General features: G+C 39.6%; 17 protein-coding genes. 15 read left to right on the forward strand and 2 right to left on the reverse strand.

Translation table 11 applies throughout. The features are described 5' to 3' along the window. Positions 1-315: 315 nt before the first annotated feature. A complete protein-coding gene (locus FNLLGLLA_RS01055; RefSeq protein WP_008603073.1) occupies positions 316-678 on the forward strand; it encodes a hypothetical protein in 363 nt (120 codons plus the stop codon). Between the two features lie 120 nt (positions 679-798). Here FNLLGLLA_RS01055 and bioB read toward each other — a convergent pair whose 3' ends face one another. Further along, a complete protein-coding gene (gene bioB / locus FNLLGLLA_RS01060; protein WP_060919357.1) occupies positions 799-1827 on the reverse strand; it encodes a biotin synthase BioB in 1029 nt (342 codons plus the stop codon). 326 nt (positions 1828-2153) lie between these two features. Here bioB and FNLLGLLA_RS01065 point away from each other — a divergent pair, with 326 nt between their 5' ends. The 6 genes from FNLLGLLA_RS01065 to hemQ all read left to right on the forward strand — a co-directional run bounded on the left by FNLLGLLA_RS01065 (position 2154) and on the right by hemQ (position 11027). Continuing rightward, positions 2154-3425, forward strand: a complete 1272-nt coding sequence (locus FNLLGLLA_RS01065; RefSeq protein WP_156697099.1) for a metallophosphoesterase family protein — start codon at positions 2154-2156, stop codon at positions 3423-3425. Then, positions 3415-6309, forward strand: coding sequence for an ATP-binding protein (locus tag FNLLGLLA_RS01070; RefSeq protein WP_156697100.1), 2895 nt, complete (start codon positions 3415-3417; stop codon positions 6307-6309). Before FNLLGLLA_RS01065 ends, FNLLGLLA_RS01070 begins: the two co-directional genes overlap by 11 nt. Before the next feature lie 196 nt (positions 6310-6505). Next, the gene (gene hemE, locus FNLLGLLA_RS01075; RefSeq protein WP_156697101.1) at positions 6506-7549 is read left to right on the forward strand and encodes a uroporphyrinogen decarboxylase; all 1044 of its coding nucleotides are present in this window, start codon (positions 6506-6508) and stop codon (positions 7547-7549) included. Between the two features lie 4 nt (positions 7550-7553). Further along, a complete protein-coding gene (gene hemH, locus FNLLGLLA_RS01080) occupies positions 7554-8453 on the forward strand; it encodes a ferrochelatase (protein ID WP_156697102.1) in 900 nt (299 codons plus the stop codon). After that, positions 8450-10066: a protoporphyrinogen oxidase gene (gene hemG / locus FNLLGLLA_RS01085; RefSeq protein ID WP_156697103.1), complete on the forward strand. Its 1617-nt coding sequence runs from the start codon at positions 8450-8452 to the stop codon at positions 10064-10066. Before hemH ends, hemG begins: the two co-directional genes overlap by 4 nt. Before the next feature lie 229 nt (positions 10067-10295). Continuing rightward, on the forward strand, positions 10296-11027 hold the full coding sequence (gene hemQ / locus FNLLGLLA_RS01090; protein ID WP_120055688.1) for a hydrogen peroxide-dependent heme synthase: 732 nt from the start codon (positions 10296-10298) through the stop codon (positions 11025-11027). 701 nt (positions 11028-11728) lie between these two features. On the opposite strand, the gene FNLLGLLA_RS01095 is transcribed toward hemQ, so the two are convergent. Continuing rightward, positions 11729-13066 carry an MFS transporter gene (locus tag FNLLGLLA_RS01095; protein WP_077708020.1) on the reverse strand — a complete coding sequence of 446 codons (1338 nt, stop codon included), beginning with the start codon at positions 13064-13066 and terminating at the stop codon, positions 11729-11731. Between the two features lie 356 nt (positions 13067-13422). On the opposite strand from FNLLGLLA_RS01095, the gene FNLLGLLA_RS01100 reads away from it, so the two are divergent. The 8 genes from FNLLGLLA_RS01100 to FNLLGLLA_RS01135 all read left to right on the forward strand — a co-directional run bounded on the left by FNLLGLLA_RS01100 (position 13423) and on the right by FNLLGLLA_RS01135 (position 23654). Beyond that, positions 13423-14109 (forward strand): Crp/Fnr family transcriptional regulator, encoded by a 687-nt coding sequence (locus FNLLGLLA_RS01100; RefSeq protein ID WP_077708021.1) that lies wholly within the window; start codon positions 13423-13425, stop codon positions 14107-14109. A 71-nt stretch (positions 14110-14180) separates the two neighbouring features. After that, entirely contained in the window at positions 14181-17855 is a 3675-nt protein-coding gene (locus FNLLGLLA_RS01105) for a nitrate reductase subunit alpha (protein WP_156697104.1), read from the forward strand. Continuing rightward, positions 17845-19272: a nitrate reductase subunit beta gene (narH, locus tag FNLLGLLA_RS01110; protein WP_077708023.1), complete on the forward strand. Its 1428-nt coding sequence runs from the start codon at positions 17845-17847 to the stop codon at positions 19270-19272. Before FNLLGLLA_RS01105 ends, narH begins: the two co-directional genes overlap by 11 nt. After that, positions 19272-19796 (forward strand): nitrate reductase molybdenum cofactor assembly chaperone, encoded by a 525-nt coding sequence (narJ, locus tag FNLLGLLA_RS01115; protein WP_156697105.1) that lies wholly within the window; start codon positions 19272-19274, stop codon positions 19794-19796. The genes narH and narJ overlap by 1 nt, the downstream gene beginning before the upstream one ends. Continuing rightward, on the forward strand, positions 19793-20464 hold the full coding sequence (gene narI, locus FNLLGLLA_RS01120) for a respiratory nitrate reductase subunit gamma (RefSeq protein ID WP_101928706.1): 672 nt from the start codon (positions 19793-19795) through the stop codon (positions 20462-20464). The genes narJ and narI overlap by 4 nt, the downstream gene beginning before the upstream one ends. 318 nt (positions 20465-20782) lie before the next feature. Then, positions 20783-21385 carry a hypothetical protein gene (locus FNLLGLLA_RS01125; protein ID WP_077708025.1) on the forward strand — a complete coding sequence of 201 codons (603 nt, stop codon included), beginning with the start codon at positions 20783-20785 and terminating at the stop codon, positions 21383-21385. 253 nt (positions 21386-21638) lie between these two features. After that, the gene (locus FNLLGLLA_RS01130; RefSeq protein ID WP_077708026.1) at positions 21639-22910 is read left to right on the forward strand and encodes a putative porin; all 1272 of its coding nucleotides are present in this window, start codon (positions 21639-21641) and stop codon (positions 22908-22910) included. Positions 22911-23048: 138 nt separating this feature from the next. After that, positions 23049-23654, forward strand: a complete 606-nt coding sequence (locus tag FNLLGLLA_RS01135; RefSeq protein WP_012863818.1) for a hypothetical protein — start codon at positions 23049-23051, stop codon at positions 23652-23654. Positions 23655-23935: the final 281 nt, after the last annotated feature.

The raw sequence follows: 23935 nt of genomic DNA on the forward strand, positions 1-23935 counted from the left end.
ACAAGTAGTAGGTTTGGGGTTAGTATTACTTGTCGGGAGATAAATACACGTACGGCAACCAGGGAATTGTTACCTCTATCTATCATTTGACATTATCATTATAGGAATGGTAAATGAGTTAAAAATGAAGAAATTTAATAAATTTCTTTAAAATTCTTATATTTGTAAAAAACATGGTAATTAATTTTAATTATTGTTGATAAATATGGGACAATTTTGGTATTATATAAAGGAGAAGTTGTATATTTTATAAAGGTTTATCCACATTAAGCTTTTATAAAATATACAGCTCGATAGCATGAGAGGGGCAGTCATATGAGTAAAATATTCACCATATTAACACTTTTGTGGCTACTCAGTATAGGGGGGACTACTAACGCAACGGACTGGTACTATGTTGGACCAGATGCATCAGGAAACCAATTATTTATTGACAATGACAGTGTACAGAAGAGTGATTACGATGCGCTTTTGTGGCTGCGAGTTAATGAACTGGGTGGCGACGAATTGCGATATAAAGTTTATATCAGTAGATATAATCGAACCATGGAAACATTGAAGGTAGATGCGTACATGTCAGACGGGACGCCGTATGAGAATGTAGAATTTAATGAGAATCCTGAGCCCATTGCAGGGAACACAAATGGTCAAGCCATTTATATTTTATTATGGAAATAAAAGAACCATCTAGTACAGCAAACTAGATGGTTCTTTTTATGTGTAAAATATTTATAAAGCATTAGGGAATATTTTATATACTACATCCTCTAGATGTAGAGAATGGTATATATGAGGTTTTTAGACTTGAGCTGTATTGCGAGTCAACTCCAAGTCTTGAATCATTTGGAGATCGTCTTGAGGTGAACGACCGCCAGTAGTTAAGTAGCCACCAACCATGATACCGTTTAGGCCACCTTTTAGAGCATAAGCTTGTAAGTCTCGTAGATTTACTTCGCGGCCACCTGCAGTCCGTATCAATGCGTTTGGCAAGATGAAACGGAATACAGCGAAGGTACGTAAGATATCCAATGGACGTAAAGCTTCGTTGCTTTCAAATGGAGTCCCTTTAACAGGATTCAAAATGTTTAATGGTACGGAGTCAATATGTAAACGTTTAAGTTCGAACGCCATTTCTACGCGTTGTTCTAATGTTTCGTTAAGACCAAGAATGCCGCCAGAGCAAACACGGATGCCTGCTTTTTGTGCATTATCTATGGTAAACATTTTGTCTTCGTAGGAATGTGTTGTACAAATATCTGGGAAGTGACTAGGTGCCGTTTCGATATTGGAGTGGTATCGAGTAACGCCAACTTCTTTTAATTTGAGTGCTTGTTCGTAAGTTAACAACCCAAGAGAACAGCAGATTTCAAGGCCAATTTCATTTTTGATACGGCCTAATACATGGATGATTTGATTAAATTCATCAGGGTTATTAGTATTACGACCACTTGTTACGATGGAAAAACGAATTGCACCAGCCTCTTTAGCTTTACGTGCTGCTTGGAGAATGCTTTCTTCATCCATGAAAGGATACTCCTGAACGCCTGTGTTGTGGTGTGCGGATTGAGCACAGAATTTACAGTTTTCAGGACATTTGCCGGATCGAGCATTAACAATGGCGCATACATCCACAGAATTATCATTGAAATGTTGGCGAATTTTATCAGCCATAGCGAGTAGAATCATAGTATCATCATCTGAAGTATGAATCAGCTCGATTGCTTCTTCTTTTGTAATTTCGCCACCGTTCATGATGCGGTTTGCAATGGTAAGTATTTTTTCGTATGTACCCACTTGGGATGGTTGTTGATCTATAGGCAAAGCCATAATAGCCTCCAGAAAATTGTTAACTTAATAAAACATAATATATTGACAATTTGATTGTAAACGTTCGCGTATAAATTGTCAACTTAATGCGTGAATTGGTTAACAAAAATAATAACATATTATGATTTATATCTTATGATAAAAGAATATGTGCTTATCTTATAATTTATATTTATTAATAGTTAAGAGAAGTTTAGTTTAACTATATCTTTTTGATGCTAAATGATAGTTATTTTTAACTTATCTTTAAGGTTTTGTAGTATAATAAACTATTGTAATTACTATATATAACTATAATAAGAATATTAATGGAGGAGTGGATATAGATGCAGCCGTTTCGATTTATACACTGTGGTGATCTGCATTTAGGGGCACCCTTTCAATATGCTACAGGTATTAGCAGCGCTGTTGATCGCGCCGTAAGTGAAGCAACCTATGTAGCCTTAGATAAAATTATTGATACTGTTATTACAGAACATGTTCATGCTGTCGTAATAGCTGGTGATATTTATAATAGCGAAGACCATAATTTAGAGGCTCAAGTCCGTTTTGTGCGCTCCATGTATCGCTTGGCGGAGCATCGTATTGATGTCTATATGGTACAAGGTAACCATGATCCTGCTGAAAGCTGGAAAGCGCAACTGCAGATGCCAGATAATGTCCATATATTTTCTAGTGAACAGGTACAACGTTTTCCGCTCATCGTTAACAATATAGAAATTGGTGGCGTATATGGTATTAGTTGTGGTCATGGTAATGAAAGCGACAATTATGCTCGTCAATACAGAGCTTTTGAACGGGATGAGTTTTCCCTTGCTGTCATGCATGGTACTGTAGGTTCTAGTGTGGGCTCTGAAAACCATAATGTAACAGGACCTTGTAATTTAACCGATTTAACAGAGGCCGCTATGGATTATTGGGCATTGGGCCATATTCATAAATCTCAAGTTCTTAGCGAGGAGCCTCTCGTAGTTTATGCTGGTAATTCGCAAGGATTGCATCGTAAAGAACATGGCCCTAAGGGATGTTATCTTGTATCCGTATCTCATAATGGTCATTGTGATTTGCGATTTATCGATACCTGCGCTGTCCGATTTGAGGAAATCAAAATCGATATTGCTGGCATGCAAAATGAAACAGATTTCTTAGAGATTTTGCGCCGTAAAAAAGAAAACTTGCGAAAGCAGCATAAGAAAAACATCTTGCTATCCATCGTTTTGTCCGGTACGGGACCTCTACATCGCCTATGTACGCAAGAGGGGATTCGAAAACTATGGTTGCAAGAGTCTCAAAATGAAGAGAAAGGCAAATCTATATTTGTTATGCCTTACCGTATCACTTCTAATACAAGACCTAGTATTAATCTAGTCGAACGACGTCTATTAACAGATGTAGTAGGTGATTACTTGCGTGCTTATGATGATATGGTAGATGGGGATGCGATACAGACTGCGCGCCAAATTATGGCGGATCGTCCTGAATTTAAGCGCTTAGGCGCATATGCGGATTTATTAAGTGATGAATTATTGGCACGAGCTTTGAAACGTTGTGAAATTGAAGGTGTTACTGTATTGATGGGGGCTAATGATGAACATTAAACGCATACGATTTGATGAATTTGGCCCGTATCGTGACTGGTCTTTCACCACGGGTGACAATGGGGTTCAACTCATGTATGGCCCTAATGAAAGTGGTAAAACATCCTTGCTCGAAGGGATGCGCACCTTGTTATTTGGCGGTACTCATAAGGCTTATGGCCCTATGACGGGGGCCCTTGATGTGGACCGTAATGGTGAAAGTTACTATATCGGTCGTAAGGGTAAGCAGTTAGACTTTTACAGCCCTGGTCATCCTGCCATCCATGAAGAGCCGGCTCAACATTGGTGGCATGGCATCGATAAAAAAACATATAACCGTATATTTGCGTTAACATTAGACGATCTACAAGGCCTTGATGTATTACAAGAGGTAGAGGTTCGTTCTCGATTCTTTGGCGCCGAAGGGGGAGAACACTTAGGTGGAGCTGTTAAGGATGTTGAAAAAGGGGCTACAGACCTACTTGTAGCATCCTCGAATGGTAAACGTCGCATCAATGTATTGATGGATGAGCTTAAAGAAAACCGTCAAAAGTTGAGTCAGTTGGCGGAGCATGAAGCGCAATATGTGGAATTACAAACCGTCTTTCACAGTACGGAGCAAACCGAAATGGAATTGCAAAATCAGTTGAAAGAATGGAAGGAATATCGGGATGGTATCGATGTAGTATTGCGTGCGTGGGATACATATCGTCGCAGTGAAGAGGCGCGTATGCACATGCAGCAGTATAATAGTGAGCTCGCCTTGAGTCGTGATGAGTTCCTACGTCTTGATGAAGAAATAAAACGGGCTCGTGACAATATGCAATTATGGCAGGAAAAGGAAGCGGCATTGATGCCCGCCAACTTTAGTCCTGATAGCCCATTTGGAACTTACGGCCAAGATATTGAAGACCTTATTCAACAAGGTGCTAAATGGGAGCAATTACGCCGTGAGTGCGAAGAAGGCGATGCGTACATCCGTAAGGTTAGAGAACAATTAGAGTTTTCACGCACCTTACATTCTGCGTGGCGTCACGATGAGCCAATGGCAGAAGACATCAATTGGTTTGATGGAGAACGTTTGGCAAGTCGTTTGCGCACCGCAAAAGAACAACTTTTACATTGGCAAGACCGCAAGCCTGCAGAGGCTACCGATGAGGTGCCGACGGCGAACCTTGATGGTGCAACTTTACCTAACTTTAGTGAAGAAGAATTAGCTAAAAAAGAATATTTAGAACGTGAATTAGATCGTATCTTAATGGATATAGATCAAGTAGAGGCTAGACTAGAGGCTAGACGGAATAGTTATGGTTCAGACGCACAGCCCACAATTTTGCCAAAATGGCTACAACGCATTAGTGGTATAGGTGCTGTTATAGCTGTATTGGTAGTATTAGCAGGCCTGTTGGTTCTTGAATCTGCATTATATACTATAGGTGGTTTTATTTTCTTGATTCTATCTATGGGGCTATTCTGGTATGCTACCTGGAGGCTTCATAATGGTAACTCTGATGTGTCTAAATTAAACTATGAGTTACAAATTTTATCTTCCCGTAAATCTGATGTAGAACATCAGCTAGAGGCTTTGATCAAGGCTGCTACACCTACAGTGAGCCCTGTACCATCCTTAGAAGGAGAGGCACATCTTGAGCGTTGGATTCAGGAAGGGCATACCTTACAAGGTATTTATGATGAAGCCCTCGCAGCATGGCAAAACTGGTTACCCCGAGGGGCGGCTAAGAGTCTCGATGAAGATGATTTCTTTGGTCTCAAACATGAATATGATCAATATCATGAGCAACTACGCACTATAGAAGGCTATGAAAAGCGTTTAGCGGAGCATAAAGAAGGTCTACGCATTATTGAAGACCAAGCGATGGCTTTATGGTATAACCTTGGAATAGAGTCACCAGTATCTCCTACGGAATTAAAACGTATTTATAATCAATATAAGAACTTTCAACAAAATAAAATTGTATGGGAACAAAAGGAAGCACAACGTAAAAGCTTCCGCAATGAATACGATAATTGGCACCGCAAGGAAAAAGAACTACTCCTTCGCCAAAAAGAACTGCTTCATAAAGCTGGTATGGAAAGTTCCAACGAGTATCGTCAACATCTTATCGATGAGGACCAATATAAACAGTGGCAAACTATTTACAAGCAAAGTCAGGTACAGCTGGATTTACTTGCTCCTGATGCGGAGAATAAAGACCTGTTCTATCGTCGTTTGCGAGAAGGCAACAAAGATAACTGGTTAGATGAATTGGCTCACTCTGAGCGTGAAATAGCCTCTATTGAAGATAAATTGGCTACCTTGTACGAGCGCCGTGGTCAAATCGTTGAAGCAATGCGTACACTTGGATCTGACCAGGAGCAACACCAAATGTTGCAAGAACGAGAGGCTTTACAAAGTGAATTAGAGTCTGCACTAGAAGATTGGGCTACACAAGTATTGATAAGCCATTGTATGGATAAGGCTCAACAATCGTATGAACAAGAAAAACAACCTCATATGTTAGAGCTTGCCTCCTCTTATGTTGAAAAACTAACTGGTGAGAGGTATACACTTGATATTCTAGGCATCAATAAAGGGGTAGCACTTATCAACAATAATGGGGAACGACTAGAACTTAAATTTTGGTCCAGTGGTCTAGCTGACCAAGTATACTTGGCCTTGCGTCTCGCTTTAGCAAAGGTATTCTCTTATCAAGTAGAATCCTTGCCGATTATCTTGGACGATATTCTTGTGCGCTTTGATGAAAATCGTCAACGTAGTGCTTTAGAGTTATTGGCTGAGCTTGGAAAAAATCAACAGATTTGGCTCTTTACTTGTCAACGCTCCGTATATGATATGGCTCAATCTATTATGGGCATCGATTGCCATAGATTGAGTCGTAGCTAAATGAATTTCAGACTTGAATTAAAGATTCAGTCAAATTAAAGTGGTAATGAAATAATAATCCCTGTGGAGGCATATGCTTTCACAGGGATTATTAGGGATTATTAAAGAATAAATAATGTAAGTGATTGTAACTAAAGTAACTGTTTTAGTTACACAAGTGTGTTAGTATACATTTAGAATGAAAGGGGTTGGGTACTTGAACACAGCATATTTGGACATGATCCAAGGAAAGAACCCTGGTGTAACGCCTGTGTGGTATATGCGTCAAGCTGGCCGTAGCCAAGCGGAATATCGCAAAATCAAAGAAAAATATACTTTATTTGAAATTACAAAAGAACCTGAGCTATGTGCTCGCGTTACGGAATTACCTGTTAAGGAATACGGCGTCGATGCGGCGATTCTCTACAAAGATATTATGAGCCCTATGGTGGCTATGAATGTAAATGTAGCGCTCAAGGCTGGTGTGGGGCCTGTATTTAGCACGCCTATCCGCTCTATGGCTGATGTGGATAAATTAGAAACCTTTGATCCTACAAAGGTAGATTATATTGCGAAAACGATTACATTATTAACTTCTGGCATGCTCGACGTGCCGCTCATTGGTTTTTGTGGTGCACCGTTTACGATTGCATCCTACCTTATCGAAGGGGGCCCAACGAAAAATTACAATAAGACTCGTGGCATGCTCATAGGTGCTCCTCATGTGTGGAATGCACTGATGACTAAACTGGCGGACATGTCCATTGCGTACTTATCCATGCAAGCCGAAGCGGGTGCTAATGCACTTCAGATCTTTGACTCTTGGGTAGGTGCTGTTAATGCAGACCAGTATAAACAAGGAATTTACCCTCATATGGAGCGGATTATAAAGACTGTGAAAGCTAAATATCCTCATTTGCCAATGGCCATGAATGGTGTTGGTACGGATCATTTGGTGTCTATTTGGTCTCACTTGCCTTTAGATGTCATTGCCCTTGATTGGCGTAGTTCCATTGTTATGGCGAATGAACGGGGTGTAACGCAAACCGTGCAAGGTAACTTGGATCCAGCGTATCTGTTCGGGGACGAAAAAACATTGGCTCACGAAGTAGATCGTATTTTGCTCGAAGGAGTTCGCTATGGTCGCCATATCTTTAATTTAGGTCATGGCGTATTCCCCGAGGCAGATCCTCAAAAACTCCATTGGCTAACGGACTATGTGCATGAACGTAGTCGTGAAATTTGGGCTCAAGAGAGGTAAATTAGTGAAAGTAGAAAAAAAAGGATTATTATTCCTGTCTTATGGTAGCCCTTTAAGTAAGGATGATTTAGTACCCTATATGACGAGTATTCGTCGTGGCCGTGTACCAACGAAAGAAGAGATTGCTAATCTTACTAAGCGTTATGATACAATCGGTCAATGGGAAAATGTTGAACTTCAAACTATGGCAGAGTGCCAATATAGAACCTTGCTTACTCTGTTGCCGACTATGCCTTCCGCTATTGGTTTTTTACACATGAAACCGTCCATTGCAGATGCAGTTGACTCCTTAGTCCAGCAAGGAGTGGAGCATATTATCGCTATTGTAACGGCTCCATTCTTCACCGCTCTCGGTACTGGAGCTTATGAAAAACAAGTGCAAGTAGCTATTTCCAACCATGATAATATGACATTCGACTTTATCCGTTCCTGGTGGGATCAACCAACTTTCAAGGAATACTGGGTAAAAGCAGTTTCAAAGTGTGTGAATATTAATAAAGATTTATTTGTTATTTTTAGTGCTCACAGTATCCCTCTTATCAATAATCATGGTGGCGATTCGTATGCATTAGCGTTGGAGGAAAGTGCTAAAGAGATTGCTGAACATTGTAAATTACCGAAATGGACTGTAGCGTGGCAAAGTGCAGCTCCTCATGGGCAATGGTTGGGCCCTACTGTAGAGGATGCTATCAACGAAGCCTTACAAACTGGTGCTAATCGCATTGTTTTTGTACCATTTGGATTTGTAAGCAATCACGTTGAAGTATTGTATGATAATGATGTGGAGTGTAAAGAACTCGTTGAAGCAGAGAGCGCAACATATATGCGTGCACCCATGCCAAATTGTAATGAAACATTTTTACAAGCAATGGCGAGTGCAATAATAGAAAGGATTCATTCGTGAACGTAACAATTGTGGGCGGTGGCTTAACAGGGCTAACAGCGGCTTATTATCTAGGTCATGCAAAGCCAGAATGGACCATTACTCTTTATGAACAAGCACCACGATTTGGTGGGAAAATACAAACGCAACGAGTTGATGACTTCGTAGTGGAACTCGGTCCTGACTCCTATTTGGGTCGTAAAACAGAAATGACAGATCTCGTGCATGATCTTGGGCTAGGGGATACCCTTGTGTCTAATGAAACAGGTCAAGCCTTTGTGTATGATAAGGGCTCTATCCACCCAATTCCGGGCGGCTCCATCATGGGCATTCCTACGGAAATGATGCCCTTTGTGAAAGCAACGCTCATTTCCTGGCCTGGTAAATTGCGTGCTGGCCTAGATTATTTTAAGAAACCATACCAACTCGATAAAAATGGGGATGTATCCATTGGTCATTTTTTCAAATACCACTTAGGACAAGAAATGATGGATAAACTCATCGAGCCCCTATTAGCGGGTATCTATGGTGGCGATATTTATAAAATTAGCCTATTGTCGACATTCCCTCATTTTATTCAAGTAGAACAAAAGTATGGGAACATGGTAAAAGGTATGATGGCTGCTAAGATGAGTCACTCCAAAGCAGGTGTCTCTAAGGCCGCCAAAGGGGCTGTTACTGAAGGTGATGTGCCTCGAGCTGGTAAAGGCACTATGACGGACCGTCAATTTGAAAGTCACGAAGCTAAGACTAGTCAAGATACTTCTGCTGGTAATAGTGTAAACAATTCTAGTCAAATGACAAAGACTAGTTCTAATCATCAGTCTGCTAAGACACAAGCGGATATGGAAAGTCGAAAGGGTACTGCTGCTCAATCTGGCATGTTCCGTCAATTGACAGGTGGACTTGAAAGCGTGATTACTGCTATTGTCAAGGCTATGCCTAGTAATGTACACTTGCATACAGGTGCGCTAGTTTCTGATATTCGATATATTGATGGTGTATATGCAATCGATGTAGTGAAGTCGTGTAACGATTCTTGTGGCTGTCAATCTACGGCAGACCATGTGATTATCACTACACCGCCGGCAACATATACTCAATGGTTCAAGGATGATGCGGGTTTTGATTTCTTGCGTTCCATGGAGCAATCTAGTTGCGCCATTGCTATCATGTCTTTTGATAAAAGCACCTTTGATGGTGATTTAAAGGGATCAGGTCTTCTCATTACTCGTAACACGAATACACCTCTCACAGCGTGTACCATTCTTAATCAAAAATGGCCACAAACTACGCCTGATGATAAGGTAGTGTTGCGCGTCTTCATCGGTAAGCCTGGTAATGATGTGGTAGAACGACTCAGCGAAGAGGAACTTTCAGAATTGGCAGTCAAAGAAATTCAACATATCATGGGTTTTTCTGTCAAACCTGAATGGGTACGTATCAATCGTCTCATTCACTGCATGCCGCAATATAATGTAGGCCATCGTGCAGGGATTAAAGCAGTCCGTGAACATGTGGCGGAACATTATCCAAATTTACACCTCATCGGTACGCCATTTGATGGCATTGGTATTCCTGATGGTGTAAAACAAGCAAAAGAACTCGTAGAAAAACTTGTGAATGACAAGTAAGATAGTGACTTGCTTAAAAGAGTTAGTATAGTATTAAGCGACATAGGATTATCTCAGCCTAAAGGCAGTAATTTAGTCTTAACTAAAGAATATACTAATAAAAAATCTCAATAGAAACTAAATTGAAAAGACTCTATATGCTATAATAGTAAGTGGAGTCTTTTGATTTCCGTAATTATAGATATACATTATTATTTTGATATAATCACCATAGATAGGAGTGATCATAATGGGAAAAGCAATCCCTACAGTAGAAGGTTGGCATAGCCAACACATGGTATTTGCCATGGATTTCAGCGCATGGAACTGCTTCACAGAGGATGAAAAAGCAGCAGCGCGCAATGAATTAAAAGCATTCTTAGTCGACCTTGAAGCTAAACATCAAGCTAAAGAAGGTAGCTATGCATTCTATGATTGTAATGGAGCAAAAGGGGATTTAATCTTATGGATTCTCGGTCCATCCCTTGAATACTTGGCTCAAGTAGAACGTAAATTCCGTCGTTTAGCTATTGCAAGCGTGTTGGTGCAAACTTATTCTTATACTTCTGTAACAGAAGTAAGCACCTATGTTAAGGCCAAGTTAGATACAGAGGAAGTTAACCAAAAATTATATCCTCATGTACCTCGCGATAAATATATCTGTTTTTATAATATGAGTAAAAAACGCGAAGGTGATGACAATTGGTTCATGTTACCACCGCAAGAGCGCGGTGCTTTGATGAAAGCTCACGGTGAACTTGGTAAAACATACTTGGATGTATTATCTGAATTCACTACTGGTGGCTGTGGCCTAGACGACTGGGAATGGGGCATTACCATCTTTAGTAATGACGACATTCAATTCAAAAAAATCGTATACGATATGCGCTTCGAAGTAGCCAGTGCAAAATACGGCATCTTCAGCGACTTCTACGTTGGTACCATCATCGACGATGCACTACTAGAAGAAATTTTTGGATAATAAAAAGGGACTGCTTGGCAGTCCCTTTTTGTTATTATTTAATTCATATATATCGATAAATAACTGCTTATTGTATCGTATATTCGTTCGATTTATAATGTTCTTAAGGTAGTCGGCGAGGTTGGGTCTCTCTTCGTTATAGAAGGGGGTGAGCTTATGAGTGACTTTGAACTTATTACAGTTATCATTGGAATATTGACATTAGTCGTTTCCTTTGGAGCACTTATAGCGCTTATTTGCCTCACAAAAAGCAAATAGCCCTCCGTTACCAAGTGTAATTAGATAAACAGAAAGGCCATTTCCTAGATAATTAGTTTTTGAGATGCGCCTGACGTTCCTACTCGTCTGACTATCTATTTATATTATAGAGATAAAGATATATATCGTCAAATTAGAATGAATGGACTGCTTAGCAGTCCATTTTTTTCCCTCAAAATGAAGGCTATAATTTTGAACAGAAAATTTTGTATACGTACTGTACTGTGTAAAATATAATTCACTATATTCGATTATCTTATTCATGGCTATATTTTTATAAAAGAGAACCCCGCATCAATCCGACTTACGAGGTCAAGGCCCTAGGCCGCAGACCTGATAAGTATGGAGGAAAGATGCGGGGTTTCTTTTATCACTTAGTTTATGAAAGTGAATTATATTTTGTAGTACCGTCGAGTGAACGTAAATTTTCTGTTTCCAGAAAATTATACGTTCATATTTGCACCTTTACGCACATAGAACCAGTAGCACACAGATACAGTTACAAGGTTGAACGCAAGTAATACAGCAAAGGCTGGGTGAATATTGCCGAACATGGAATATACAAAGCCGAAGATTTTAGGAGTAATGAAGGCACCGTATGCAGCTACGGCAGCAACGAAACCTGTAATTAAAGAGGAAAGCAATGGATTGCCAAATACGTGAGGAATCATACGGAATGTAGCACCAGTTGCGAAGCCACAGCATACGAATGTCAACACGGACATAGCAAAGAAGAATGGGAAGTTGTGCATATCTACGCCAACCGCAATTAGCGCTGTTGTTGCACATAGACCGAGAAGGCTTACAAAGGTAACTTTTGTACCGCTGTTAATTTTGTCTGCTAACCAACCACCTACAGGGCGAAGTGCACCTGCTACAAGTGGACCTACGAATGCGATAGAAGCAAATGGTACTTCTGGGAATTCTTTACCTACTAATAGACCAAGTGCTGCTGCATAACCAGAGAAAGCACCGAAGGAACATGTATAAAGTAATGTAAACGCCCAAGTGTGTTTGTTCCCAAAGATTTGTACAAGATTTTTAGGATTTGGTTTTTCTAGTGGTAAGTTATCCATGAAACGTGTCATAAGTGCAAGGATAACAACGAGTGGTACGATCCACATGAAAGCTGCATTGGCAAGGTATACTGCGTTACCTTTGATGATAGCTGGTGTTACACCAAATACACTACCTAGTGCAGTAGAACCCATAGCAAATGGAGCCAAGAAGTAGATTACAGAAACACCAAGGTTACCAACGCCGCCGTTGATACCAAGAGCAGTACCTTTTTCGGATTTAGGGAAGAAGTTGCCAATGTACGCCATGGAGGACGAGAAGTTGCCGCCCGCTAAACCGATAAGGACAGTCAAAATCATGAATGTCGTATAAGAAGTTGTTGTATCTTGAACGGCAAAGCCAAGCCATACAACAGGAACTAATAAAATAAGTGTGGAAATAAATGTCCAGTTTTTACCACCAATCAATGCTGGCATATAGGTATATACAAAACGTAATGTAGCACCTACAAGACCTGGCAAGGCAGCTAATGTAAATAATTGATCTGTTGTGAAATTAAAGCCTGCGCCGTTAAGTTGTGCTGCAATGGTTGCCCACAAGTACCATACGCAGAATGAAAGTGTTAGTGCGATTGTAGAGATAACCAAGTTTTGTTTAGCAATTTTCTTACCAAACTTTTCCCAAAATTCTGGATTTTCTGGTTGCCAATTAGCTACAATTTCGCTACGGCTTGCCCCTACTTGAGGCATTTTTAGTTCGCTCATTTTGAACTTCTCCTTACTGAAAAACTATACATGCAATGAAGACAAGGGAGATACAACTAGGGTTCTTTGTATATAAATATTGTAATCTATAATAAAAACTATAGAAAATATTCGATTAAGTGAAAGAACTGAGTTATAATTATTGTATCAACAAAATTTGCAATGTCTTATATCACAAATATATTATATATTGTAAAAATTTTTGTGAATGTGACATAAAACACACATATTCTGAAATTAATAAGTTATAATAATCTTGTATATACAAAAAAGTATATAATACATGTACTTTTGCTATAAATAGATTAGTATAACTAATGGATTTTATATTAAAAGTACAATGGAGTGGTGATGGTATGGATAAAAATTTAATTAACCAATTGCTTGCTTTGCCGGGCGAGGAACTCCATCTTAAAAAAGGTGATTTTCTCTTCCATGAGGGGGACAAGGCAGAACACTTTTACGTAGTAGTAAAAGGTAGAATGAGCATTAAGAAGTTCGAAGCTAGTGGGCACATTTTTGCATTGCGTCTAGTAGGGCCGAATAATGTAATTGGTGAGGTTCCGTTGTATGAGGAGAACACAAAAACATATGTGTTCAACGCCATTGCTCGGGAGGATTGCTCTGTTTATTCTATTCGCTATGATTTGTTAGAGGCTGCTATTGCAAAAGACCATTCATTGGCCATTGCAATGATGAAAATCTATACATTACATATGCGACGTCAACAGGCAAAATACCGAGACTTGCTATTATATGGCAAGAAGGGAGCATTTTATTCTACCTTGTTGCGCTTAGCCAATAGTTATGGTGTAAAGCGCGAGGATGGTATCTTTATCGATATCGCCCTAACAAATCAAGAGTTGGCTGAATTTGCTGCCACATCAAGAGAAAGTTTAAATCGCATGCTAAGTGAGTTGCGTAAGTTGGGCTATGTAGCCTATGATAAACACCATCTAGTAATCTGTGATTTTGACGCTTTAATCGGATTGCTTGATTTAGAGGTTGACAATATAGACCCTAATATTAGTAATATCGAATAACAGGATTCTCTCCCTTGTGTTAGCTCAGCTAGCATAAGGGATTTTTTTGTAGTTTTGAAGGAGGACACGAGATGAGCTTGTTGTCTCAAAAGTTTAAGTTTCTTCGCAAGAAGAACGTATCTCCAAGCGGCCATCAAATAACTGAAGATGGCGGTCGCGAGTGGGAAAATTTTTATCGTGACCGTTGGTCTTACGATAAAGTTGTCCGCACAACGCATGGCGTAAACTGTACTGGTTCTTGTAGCTGGAATATTTACGTTAAAAATGGTGTTGTTGCATGGGAAAATCAGGCTACTGACTACCCTGAAACACCAGATGATATGCCGGATTACGAACCACGTGGGTGCCCTCGTGGTGCGACATTCTCTTGGTATCTCTATAGCCCATTGCGCGTAAAATATCCTTATGTACGCGGTGAGTTGGCTGAGCTTTGGAGAGAAGCGAAAAAGCATGCTAAGAACCCAATCGAAGCTTGGAAATCTATCGTAGAAGATCCTGAAAAAGCGAAAAAATACAAATCTGCCCGTGGTATGGGTGGCTTTGTGCGCTCCACATGGGATGAAGCAACAGAAATTACTGCTGCATCCTTATTATATACTGCGAAAACATACGGCCCTGACCGCAACGCAGGCTTCTCTGTAATCCCAGCGATGTCCATGTTGTCTTATGCAGCAGGTGCACGTTTCCTTAACTTAATGGGTGGTACACCATTGTCCTTCTATGACTGGTATGCCGATTTACCACCTTCCAGCCCTCAAGTTTGGGGTGAACAAACAGATACTCCTGAATCTGGTGACTGGTACAATGCTGGTTACATCATGACTTGGGGTTCCAATGTACCATTGACTCGTACCCCAGATGCTCACTTCTTAACAGAGGTTCGTTACAAAGGTACAAAAGTTGTATCCGTATCCCCTGACTATGCGGAATCTACAACTTCTTCCGACGCATGGCTCAATGTAAAAGCCGGCACTGATGCGGCGCTTGCTATGGCAATGGGTCACGTTATCTTAAAAGAATATTACATCGATAAAGAAACTCCATACTTCAAAGAGTATGCAAAAGAGTTTACTGATATGCCATTCCTTGTACGCGTTGAAGATATCAATGGCACTGTACAACCAGGCCGTTTCTTGAATGCTAAGGACTTAGGTCGCCAAGAAGAAGGCGCTGACTTCCAAATGGTATTGATCGATGAACTTACAAATGAAATCGTTGTTCCTAATGGTACGATGGGTGAACGTCACACGAACCCTCAAAAATGGAATTTGCGTCTTGAAAACCGCGATACAGGGGCTAAAATTGACCCTCGTTTATCCGTATTTGATCAACGTGAAGATGTAACTGTTGTTAAGTTGCCATACTTTGGCGATGAAGAACACGAAGGCGTTATTGAACGTGCTATTCCAACGATTACAGTACAAACTGTTGATGGTCCTGTAAAAGTAACTACTGTATATGACCTCATTCTTGCTAACTATGGTATCGATCGTGGTATCGGCGGTGAAGTGGCTAAAGCTTACACTGATGACACTCCTTACACACCTACATGGCAAGAAAAAATCACTGGCGTAAAAGCAGATATCGCTATTGCTACAGCTCGTGAATTTGCAGATAATGCAGAAAAAACTAAAGGTCGCTCCATGATTATCATGGGTGGTGGTATTAACCACTGGTACCATGCAGATATCATTTACCGCACAATCTTGAACCTCATCATGTTCTGTGGTACAGAAGGTGTTAACGGTGGTGGCTGGGCTCACTACGTAGGTCAAGAAAAACTTCGTCCTGTTGAAGGCTGGGGCGGTATCATGACAGCTAACGACTGGAGTAAAGCTCCTCGTTTGCAAAATGGTACATCTTGGTTCTACTTTGCTACAGAACAATATCGTTCTGATTGCATCGATTTGGCAGACCGCGTGTCTAAATTAGCTAAACCTCGTTACCGTCACCCTGGTGATTACAACGTATTGGCTGCACGTTTAGGTTGGTTGCCATCTTACCCTACTTTCAATAAAGGTAGCCAAGAATTGATTAACGATGCTCGTGCAGCAGGTGCTGGTACAGAAGCAGAAATCAATCAATATGTGGCGCAAGCATTGAAAAACAAAGAATTACAATTCTGCGTAGAAGATCCAGCGGCTAAAGAAAACCACCCACGCAACTTGTTTGTATGGCGTGCAAACCTTATCGGTTCTTCCTCTAAAGGCCATGAATATTTCTTAAAACATTTACTTGGTACAAAACATGGTGTTCTTGAAGATGATGATGCACCAGTAAAACCAGAAGAAATCAAATGGCGCGAAGCAGATGAAGCTGGTAAGCTTGACCTCTTAATCGATATCGACTTCCGTATGGCTTCTACAGGCTTATACTCTGATATCGTATTCCCAGCTGCTACATGGTATGAAAAAGAAGACTTGTCTTCTACAGACATGCATCCATATGTACACGTATTCCAAGCAGCTGTTGATTGCGCATGGGAAACTAAATCTGACTGGGATACATTCCGTACCCTTGCAGAAACAGTATCTCGCGTAGCGAAAGAGTCTGGCTTCACAGAATATGAAGATATCGTAGCATTACCTCTTGGTCATGACAGCCCAGGTGAAGTGGCACAACCAGAAGGTAAGGTTCTTGACTGGAGCAAAGGCGAATGTGAACCAATTCCTGGTAAAACAATGCCGAACCTTGTTCATGTAAAACGTGATTACAGTAAAATCTTTGAAAAATACATTGCGTTGGGACCTAATATCGAAAATAAAATGGGTGCTCATGGCATGGCGTGGGATGTATCTGATGAATACAAGACATTATATGATCAAAATGGTATCATCGATAATCCAGAATTCATTTCTCATGGCCGTCCTAGCATTTACGAATGTAAGGAAGCTTGTAATGTTGTATTAACATTATCTTCTTGTACAAATGGTAAATTGGCTGTTCGCTCTTGGAAAGCTATGGAAGAAAAAACAGGTCTTTCTGGTCTTGAAAAGAACGCAAAAGGTCGCGAACAAGAAAAAATTACTTTCGATGATATGGTTCGCCAACCACGCTTCATCATTAGCTCTGTAACAAGTACTGGTAAGAACGATAAAAACCGTCGTTACTCTCCATTTACAACATCTACAGAAGATAAAGTACCATTCCGTACCGTAACAGGTCGTCAATCCTTCTATTGTGACCATGAAATGATGCGTGATTACGGTGAAGCTATGGCGTTGTACAAACCTGTATTGTCCTATAAACCAGTACAAGGTGACTACAAACAAGAAGGTATCCCTGAAATCACATTGAAATACTTAACACCACATCATAAGTGGTCTACACATAGTATGTATTTCGATAGCCAACAAATGTTGACATTGTTCCGTGGTGGTCAAACAATTTGGCTCAACGAAGATGATGCAGCAGAAATTGACGTTAAAGATAATGATTGGGTAGAAGCTTTCAACAAAAACGGTATCGTTGCAGCTCGTGCTGTAGTTTCCCCACGTATTCCTCGCGGTATTTCCTATATGCACCATTCCCAAGACCGTCACATCAACGTTCCTGGCGCGAAGGTTAAGAAACAACGCGGTGGTACGCATAATGCACCAACTCATATTCACATGAAACCGACACACATGATCGGCGGTTATGGCCAATTGAGCTATGGCTTTAACTACTATGGCCCAACTGGTAACCAACGTGATATGACAATTGTGGCTCGTAAAATGAAGGAGGTAGATTGGCTTGAAGATTAAGGCTCAAGTATCTATGGTCCTAAATTTGGATAAGTGTTTGGGTTGTCATACATGCTCTATCACTTGTAAAAATACATGGACGAACCGCGAAGGCGCGGAATATATGTACTTCAATAACGTGGAAACTCGCCCAGGCGTAGGTTACCCACGTCATTGGGAAGACCAAGAAAAATGGAAAGGCGGCTGGACATTAGATAATTCTGGTAAATTGGCTCTTTCTACAGGTTCTAAAACAAACCGTTTGATGAAATTATTCTTCCATCCTGAACAACCAGAATTGAAGGATTACTTCGAACCTTGGACATATGACTATGAAACATTGATTCATGGTGGTCGTAAAAACAACCAACCAGTTGCTCGTCCTCGCTCTCTTGTGACTAAACAAAAAATGGAAGTTACTTGGGGCCCTAACTGGGATGACGATTTAGCAGGTGGTCAACATGCTCGTTCCGATGTGAACTTGGCTAAGATGGGCGAAGATATCGTATTTGACTACGAAGAAGTATTCATGCGTTACTTGCCACGTCTTTGTAACCACTGCTTGAACCCTGCATGTGTAGCTGCATGTCCATCTGGCGCAATCTACAAACGCGATGAAGATGGTGTAGTTCTTGTATCTCAAGACGTATGTCGCGGTTGGAGACATTGTGTTCCATCTTGCCCATACAAAAAAATCTTCTACAACTGGGAAACAAATAAAGCTGAAAAATGCGTATTCTGTTACCCACGTTTGGAAAATGGCTTGCCTCAAATCTGTGCTGAAACATGCGTAGGTCGTATGCGCTACGTAGGTGTTGTATTCTACGACATGGACAAAGTCGAAGAAATGGCAGCTACAAAAAATGAACAAGATATTTACGAAAATACAGTAGAGTTAATCTTGGATCCTCATGATCCTGAGGTTATCAAAGCAGCTCGTGCAGAAGGTATCTCCGAAGCATGGATTAAAGCAGCTCAAAAATCTCCTGTATACAAACTTGTAAAAGAATGGGGCGTGGCATTGCCATTGCATCCTGAGTACCGTACATTGCCAATGGTTTGGTATGTGCCACCACTCAGCCCAATCTTGCAACGTGTAACATCTGATGTATACTTGCCAGATGCACACGAAATGCGCGTGCCTGTACAGTACTTAGCTAATCTGTTTACAGCAGGTAACACAGAAATCTTAGCTCGTACATTGCAACGTGTTCTCGACATGCGTGAATACATGCGCCGTCGTGAAACAGGTGATGGTCCTATCGAACACAAAGTTGATTTAACAGAAGATCAAATGTACGCTATGTATAAATTGTTGGCATTGTCCAAATACAATGATCGCTTTGTTATCCCATCTGATGTTAAAGTATCTCGCGAAGGTCGCCTAGAAATGCAACAAAATCGCGGCTTTGCTTGCCCTACAGGGGGATGTCAATAATGAAGGATGCTCAGAAAATCGCTCTTATTGCGTCATTTCTTCTACGCTATCCTGATGAACAATGGTATAACGAATTACCTGAATGGAGAGAGGACGCCCAATCCGTTGGGCATCCTCAACTTCGCCAAGGTTTATTAGAATTCTTCGACTATGTAGAGGAATCCGATAAAAAAGAATTTGAAGACCAATATGTTCGTACCTTTGATTTTAGTCAAAATACAACTATGTATTTATCGACGTATGAGTTACAAGGTACAGGGGAACAAGCGGAAGAACTCGTAAAATTTAAAGCTTTCTTCCTCGAAAACGACTATGATTTGCCAAAAGAAATGCCTGATTATATTCCAGCACTTCTTGAGCTATGTGCCGTTATCGATGATGAAAAATCAAAAGAAATTTACGACTATTGTAAGCCAAAATTGGAATACATTAGAGAACGCTTCATTGAGGCTAAACTGCCTTATGCATTCTTGTTTGATATTATCTTGTCTGTTGCAAATGGATTGGAGGACGGTGCACGATGAATCTATTCCTTTGGGGCGCTTTGCCTTACATCGCATTCACCTTCTTAATCGTAGGTACTTTGGTTCGTTTCTTCTACTTTGAAAGAAACTGGACTACAAAATCGAGTGAATTTTTAGAGAAAAAACAATTGCGCATCGCTAATCCATTGTTCCACTTTGGCTTGCTATGCGTTATCGGCGGTCACGTAGTAGGTGTATTAGTACCTAAAGCTTGGACTGCTGCTATTGGTATCAATGACCATATGTACCATGAAGGTGCATTATATATGGGTGCTGTAGCTGGTATCATCTTCATCGTAGGCTTCTTGCTCTTGATGAAACGCCGCTTTACTGTGCCTGCTATGAAAGTTAACACATCTGGCCTCGATAAATGGTTATATTTGTTCTTAACATTAGCTATTTTCAGCGGTATGGCTGGTACATTGCTTAATGCATCTGGTTTCTTTGATTACCGCGTATCCATCGGCCCTTGGTTCCGTAGCTTGCTATCCTTTATGCCAGATCCATCCTTGATGGAAGGCGTACCATTCATGTTTAAATTCCACATGTTGGCTTGGATGGTAGTGGCTATTATCTTCCCATTCAGCCGTTTGGTACACTGCTTGAGTGTTCCACTCAACTACTTAACACGTCCGTTCATCGTATATCGTAAACGTGATCAAAAATAATTAGGATGATGATTGATTTGTACGCCTAGATATAATAGGATTAATCAATCTATAGCCCCTTGTAATAGTGAAAGCATATGCTCACAACTACAAGGGGCTTTTTATTTACTTATTCTGTATTAGATTGTATTTTACTCTCAGTAGAGAAGAATATTGTTTGTTGTAATAAGCTTAGAATTACCATAATAGATATTTTATTTTAGAATTATTCTTATAATAAATACTATCTATCTAATATAAGTAATCTACAAAATTCGATTTAAATGATAAACTATATCGTATAGATTAATTTTTAGATGTTATTTAGAGAGGTATATGATGGATCAAGTAACAACAAAACAGCAAAAAAGTATTTACCATATCTTTATATGGATTGCTGTATTCTCCTTAATTATGATCGGTTTATTAGAGTGGGGTTACATGGTTGGTGGCCGTGCTTTTGGTAACTACAAAGTTTACACAGGCCTTGTGCCATGGTGTGTATGGATTGTTATGACTTATTTAGCGACTCGCCCTAAATGGTTTACAAGCCGCTATAATTTAGGTGACATGTATAAGGTGCACCGTGCATTGGGTATTGCTACTGTAGCTGTTATTGCGTTCCATTTATACCTTTATTTTGGTAAAGCTGCTAAATCAATCTTAGGTTGGTGGGGTGGTTATGTAGCTCTTACTTCCTTTAGTATCGCCACTATTTCTGGCCTTGCGTTCTTAACGCCAAAACTTAGAAAAGTTACCGCTTCTGGTCGTAATATGGGCATTTGGCTACACCGTTTAAATCTTGTAGCATTAGTTGCAGCAGATATACATATTCATGGTTTTAATCGCATTTCCAAAATGGTACCATTCTTACAAGTATTTGATATCATTACATACGGACTTGTGCTTTACTGCATTTACTTGATGTTAAAAAAGAAATAATATGAATTGATAAAATCCCTTCTGTGTTATACAGAGGGGATTTTTTTGTTATATTTTTAGTTTCTAAGGAATTCAATATTCTATATTATCAGTTTGATGCATAAATGATTGTGAGATTGATATACATTTTCTATTTACTACCTTAATGAAAATTGATATTATCTGTATGTTAAATATGATAATGATAATCAGAGTCATATATTCATTATCTATTCATTTTATTTCTTGTTATTATTCGTGTGTGAGGTTTATTATGATTAAACGTAAAATGACTAGTGCTTTTGCAGTAGCAGCCATGATGGGTGTGGCTACAGCCTTTGCTGTTAACCCATTTTCTGATGTTCCATCTGATAGTTGGGCATATCAAGCTGTAGATCAATTGGCTACAGCAGGTATTATTAATGGTTATCCTGATGGAACTTTCAAAGGTCAAAATAACATTACCCGTTATGAAATGGCTCAAATGATTGCAAAAGGTATGGCTAATCAAGATCGTGCCAATGCAGAACAACAAGCTATGTTGAATCGCTTAGCAGATGAGTTTTCCAATGAATTAAATACATTGGGCGTACGTGTAGCTAAATTGGAAGACCGTGTAGGTAATGTTAAAGTTACTGGTGATGCTCGTATCAACTACATCGGCAAAGAGGGTGGCGATGGTTATGATTACGAAGATAAAATCACAGCCCGTGTACGTTTAGGCCTAGATGCAAAGGTTAATAAAAATACATCTGTGAAAGCTCGTATTACAACAGGTGCTATCGAGTTAGGTGATAGCTCTAAAACAGCACAAGCTAATTGGGATTTAGCTTATGTAGAGCACAAATTTGGTAAAAATGTTGTAGTTGATGCTGGTCGTTATACCCAAAAATTTGGTGGTGGCTTGATTTATAGTTCAAACTTTGATGGTGTAGGTGCTACAGCTAAACTTGGTAAAAAAGTTACTTTGAATGGTGCTTATGGTTATATGACAGCAGGCCGTTTTGCAAAAGTTTCCAAGGAAAATAACGGTGATGTGAGCATTGTGAATGCTAATGTGGCTGTAAATAATCACTTTAGCTTTGGTGGTATGCTTGCTCATGTAGGTACAGCGAATGTACGCATGGGTAATGGCAAGAAAAATAATGACTTTGATAATGTATATGGCTTCAATGCGAAATATAATGTAGGTAAACTTGATGTTCACGGTGAGTGGGTTAAAGCATCAGGCTTGAGTGATTCTGATATTTGGAATGTAGGCGCTAAATGGGGCAACTACAAAATTGATAAAAAGAATTCTTGGGCAGTAGGCTTAGATTACTACGATCAAGCTAAAAATGCACCGATTTTCAAAACACAAAAATACGAATCTAATGATTTACAAAAAACAACGCGTTTTGAAGGTTATAAGGCGTGGGAGTTGGGCGCATCTTATGCACCAGAGAAAAATATTGGCATTAATGCATACTACGGTTTCAATGCTAAAACACAAGAAGGCAATCGCGTAAATGATTACTATCGTGCGGATCTTAACTTCAAATTCTAATGTAATAATTGGATTCTAATTTAATCAGTAATTAGTTCTAAGTAGAATGCTATAGGGTGAGAGTGTTTTATTAGCATGCTACATTAGGCCAAACTAGATGTATACTTGTAGATCGTATAGGACATAGAGAGGTTTATTATGGCAGAAGTTGTAAAAAAACAGTTTAAGAGTAAATACCATATTTTAATTTGGATTGCAGTTTTATCCCTAATATTTATGGGTATGGTGGAATATGGTTATGTAACAGGTGGTAGACCATTCGGCAACTGGAAGGTTCACTTAGGACTTATTCCTTATGTGGCATGGCTTGTATTAACATACATTGCAACAAAACCAAAATGGTTTATCAAACGATATAATCCAAAAGAAATGTTTGAAGTTCATCGCATCGTAGGTATTGTTAGTGTTGTTCTCGTATGTGCACACTGGTATGTATACTTCTTGAAAGCTTTGAAATCCTTCTTAGGTTTCTGGGGCGGCTATATTTCTCTTGTGGCTATGTTTATTGCTCTTATCTTTGCGGTATTATACTTAACACCTTGGGTAGGCAATATGGCAAAATCTGTATCCCGTAAAAAAGCAATCTGGATTCATCGCTTGAATCTAATTGCCATTATTGCGGCAAATATCCATGTTCATGGATTTGGCCGTTTATCTAAAATGGTACCATTCTTGCCTGTATTTGACGTAGTAACTTATGCGCTTGTTATTTACTATATTTATTGGATGTTCAAACAAAAATAATATATCGTAGGCATCTCTTTCTTTAGTAAAAGTAGGGGAACCACATGATAAAAGAGACCATCTCTGGCCCTAATGGGTATAAGCGATGGTCTTTTTTTGTCGTTTGCGATACAATAGAATCATAAGTATATATTCTATGGATTTATGTAAATATATGCTATTGCATTCTTTTGAGGTAAGAGTAAAAATCTGTTCTATAAACATTTTTTTGTATTATAGTATACTTTAGCTCATATCGATATGTATATTACTACCTTTATAGGTAATTTCAAATAGGAAAG

This window comes from Veillonella parvula, from assembly GCF_902810435.1.
GTDB lineage: Bacteria > Bacillota > Negativicutes > Veillonellales > Veillonellaceae > Veillonella.

Excerpts from the sequence above, each read along its gene's own strand:
- FNLLGLLA_RS01105 (WP_156697104.1), top strand. The coding sequence starts at position 14,181 with ATGAGCTTGTTGTCTCAAAAGTTTAAGTTTCTTCGCAAGAAGAACGTA.
- FNLLGLLA_RS01070 (WP_156697100.1), top strand. The coding sequence starts at position 3,415 with ATGAACATTAAACGCATACGATTTGATGAATTTGGCCCGTATCGTGAC.
- FNLLGLLA_RS01055 (WP_008603073.1), top strand. The coding sequence starts at position 316 with ATGAGTAAAATATTCACCATATTAACACTTTTGTGGCTACTCAGTATA.
- FNLLGLLA_RS01095 (WP_077708020.1), bottom strand. The coding sequence starts at position 13,066 with ATGAGCGAACTAAAAATGCCTCAAGTAGGGGCAAGCCGTAGCGAAATT.
- narI (WP_101928706.1), top strand. The coding sequence starts at position 19,793 with ATGAATCTATTCCTTTGGGGCGCTTTGCCTTACATCGCATTCACCTTC.
- FNLLGLLA_RS01130 (WP_077708026.1), top strand. The coding sequence starts at position 21,639 with ATGATTAAACGTAAAATGACTAGTGCTTTTGCAGTAGCAGCCATGATG.
- bioB (WP_060919357.1), bottom strand. The coding sequence starts at position 1,827 with ATGGCTTTGCCTATAGATCAACAACCATCCCAAGTGGGTACATACGAA.
- FNLLGLLA_RS01065 (WP_156697099.1), top strand. The coding sequence starts at position 2,154 with ATGCAGCCGTTTCGATTTATACACTGTGGTGATCTGCATTTAGGGGCA.
- FNLLGLLA_RS01100 (WP_077708021.1), top strand. The coding sequence starts at position 13,423 with ATGGATAAAAATTTAATTAACCAATTGCTTGCTTTGCCGGGCGAGGAA.
- narJ (WP_156697105.1), top strand. The coding sequence starts at position 19,272 with ATGAAGGATGCTCAGAAAATCGCTCTTATTGCGTCATTTCTTCTACGC.
- hemQ (WP_120055688.1), top strand. The coding sequence starts at position 10,296 with ATGGGAAAAGCAATCCCTACAGTAGAAGGTTGGCATAGCCAACACATG.
- FNLLGLLA_RS01135 (WP_012863818.1), top strand. The coding sequence starts at position 23,049 with ATGGCAGAAGTTGTAAAAAAACAGTTTAAGAGTAAATACCATATTTTA.
- FNLLGLLA_RS01125 (WP_077708025.1), top strand. The coding sequence starts at position 20,783 with ATGGATCAAGTAACAACAAAACAGCAAAAAAGTATTTACCATATCTTT.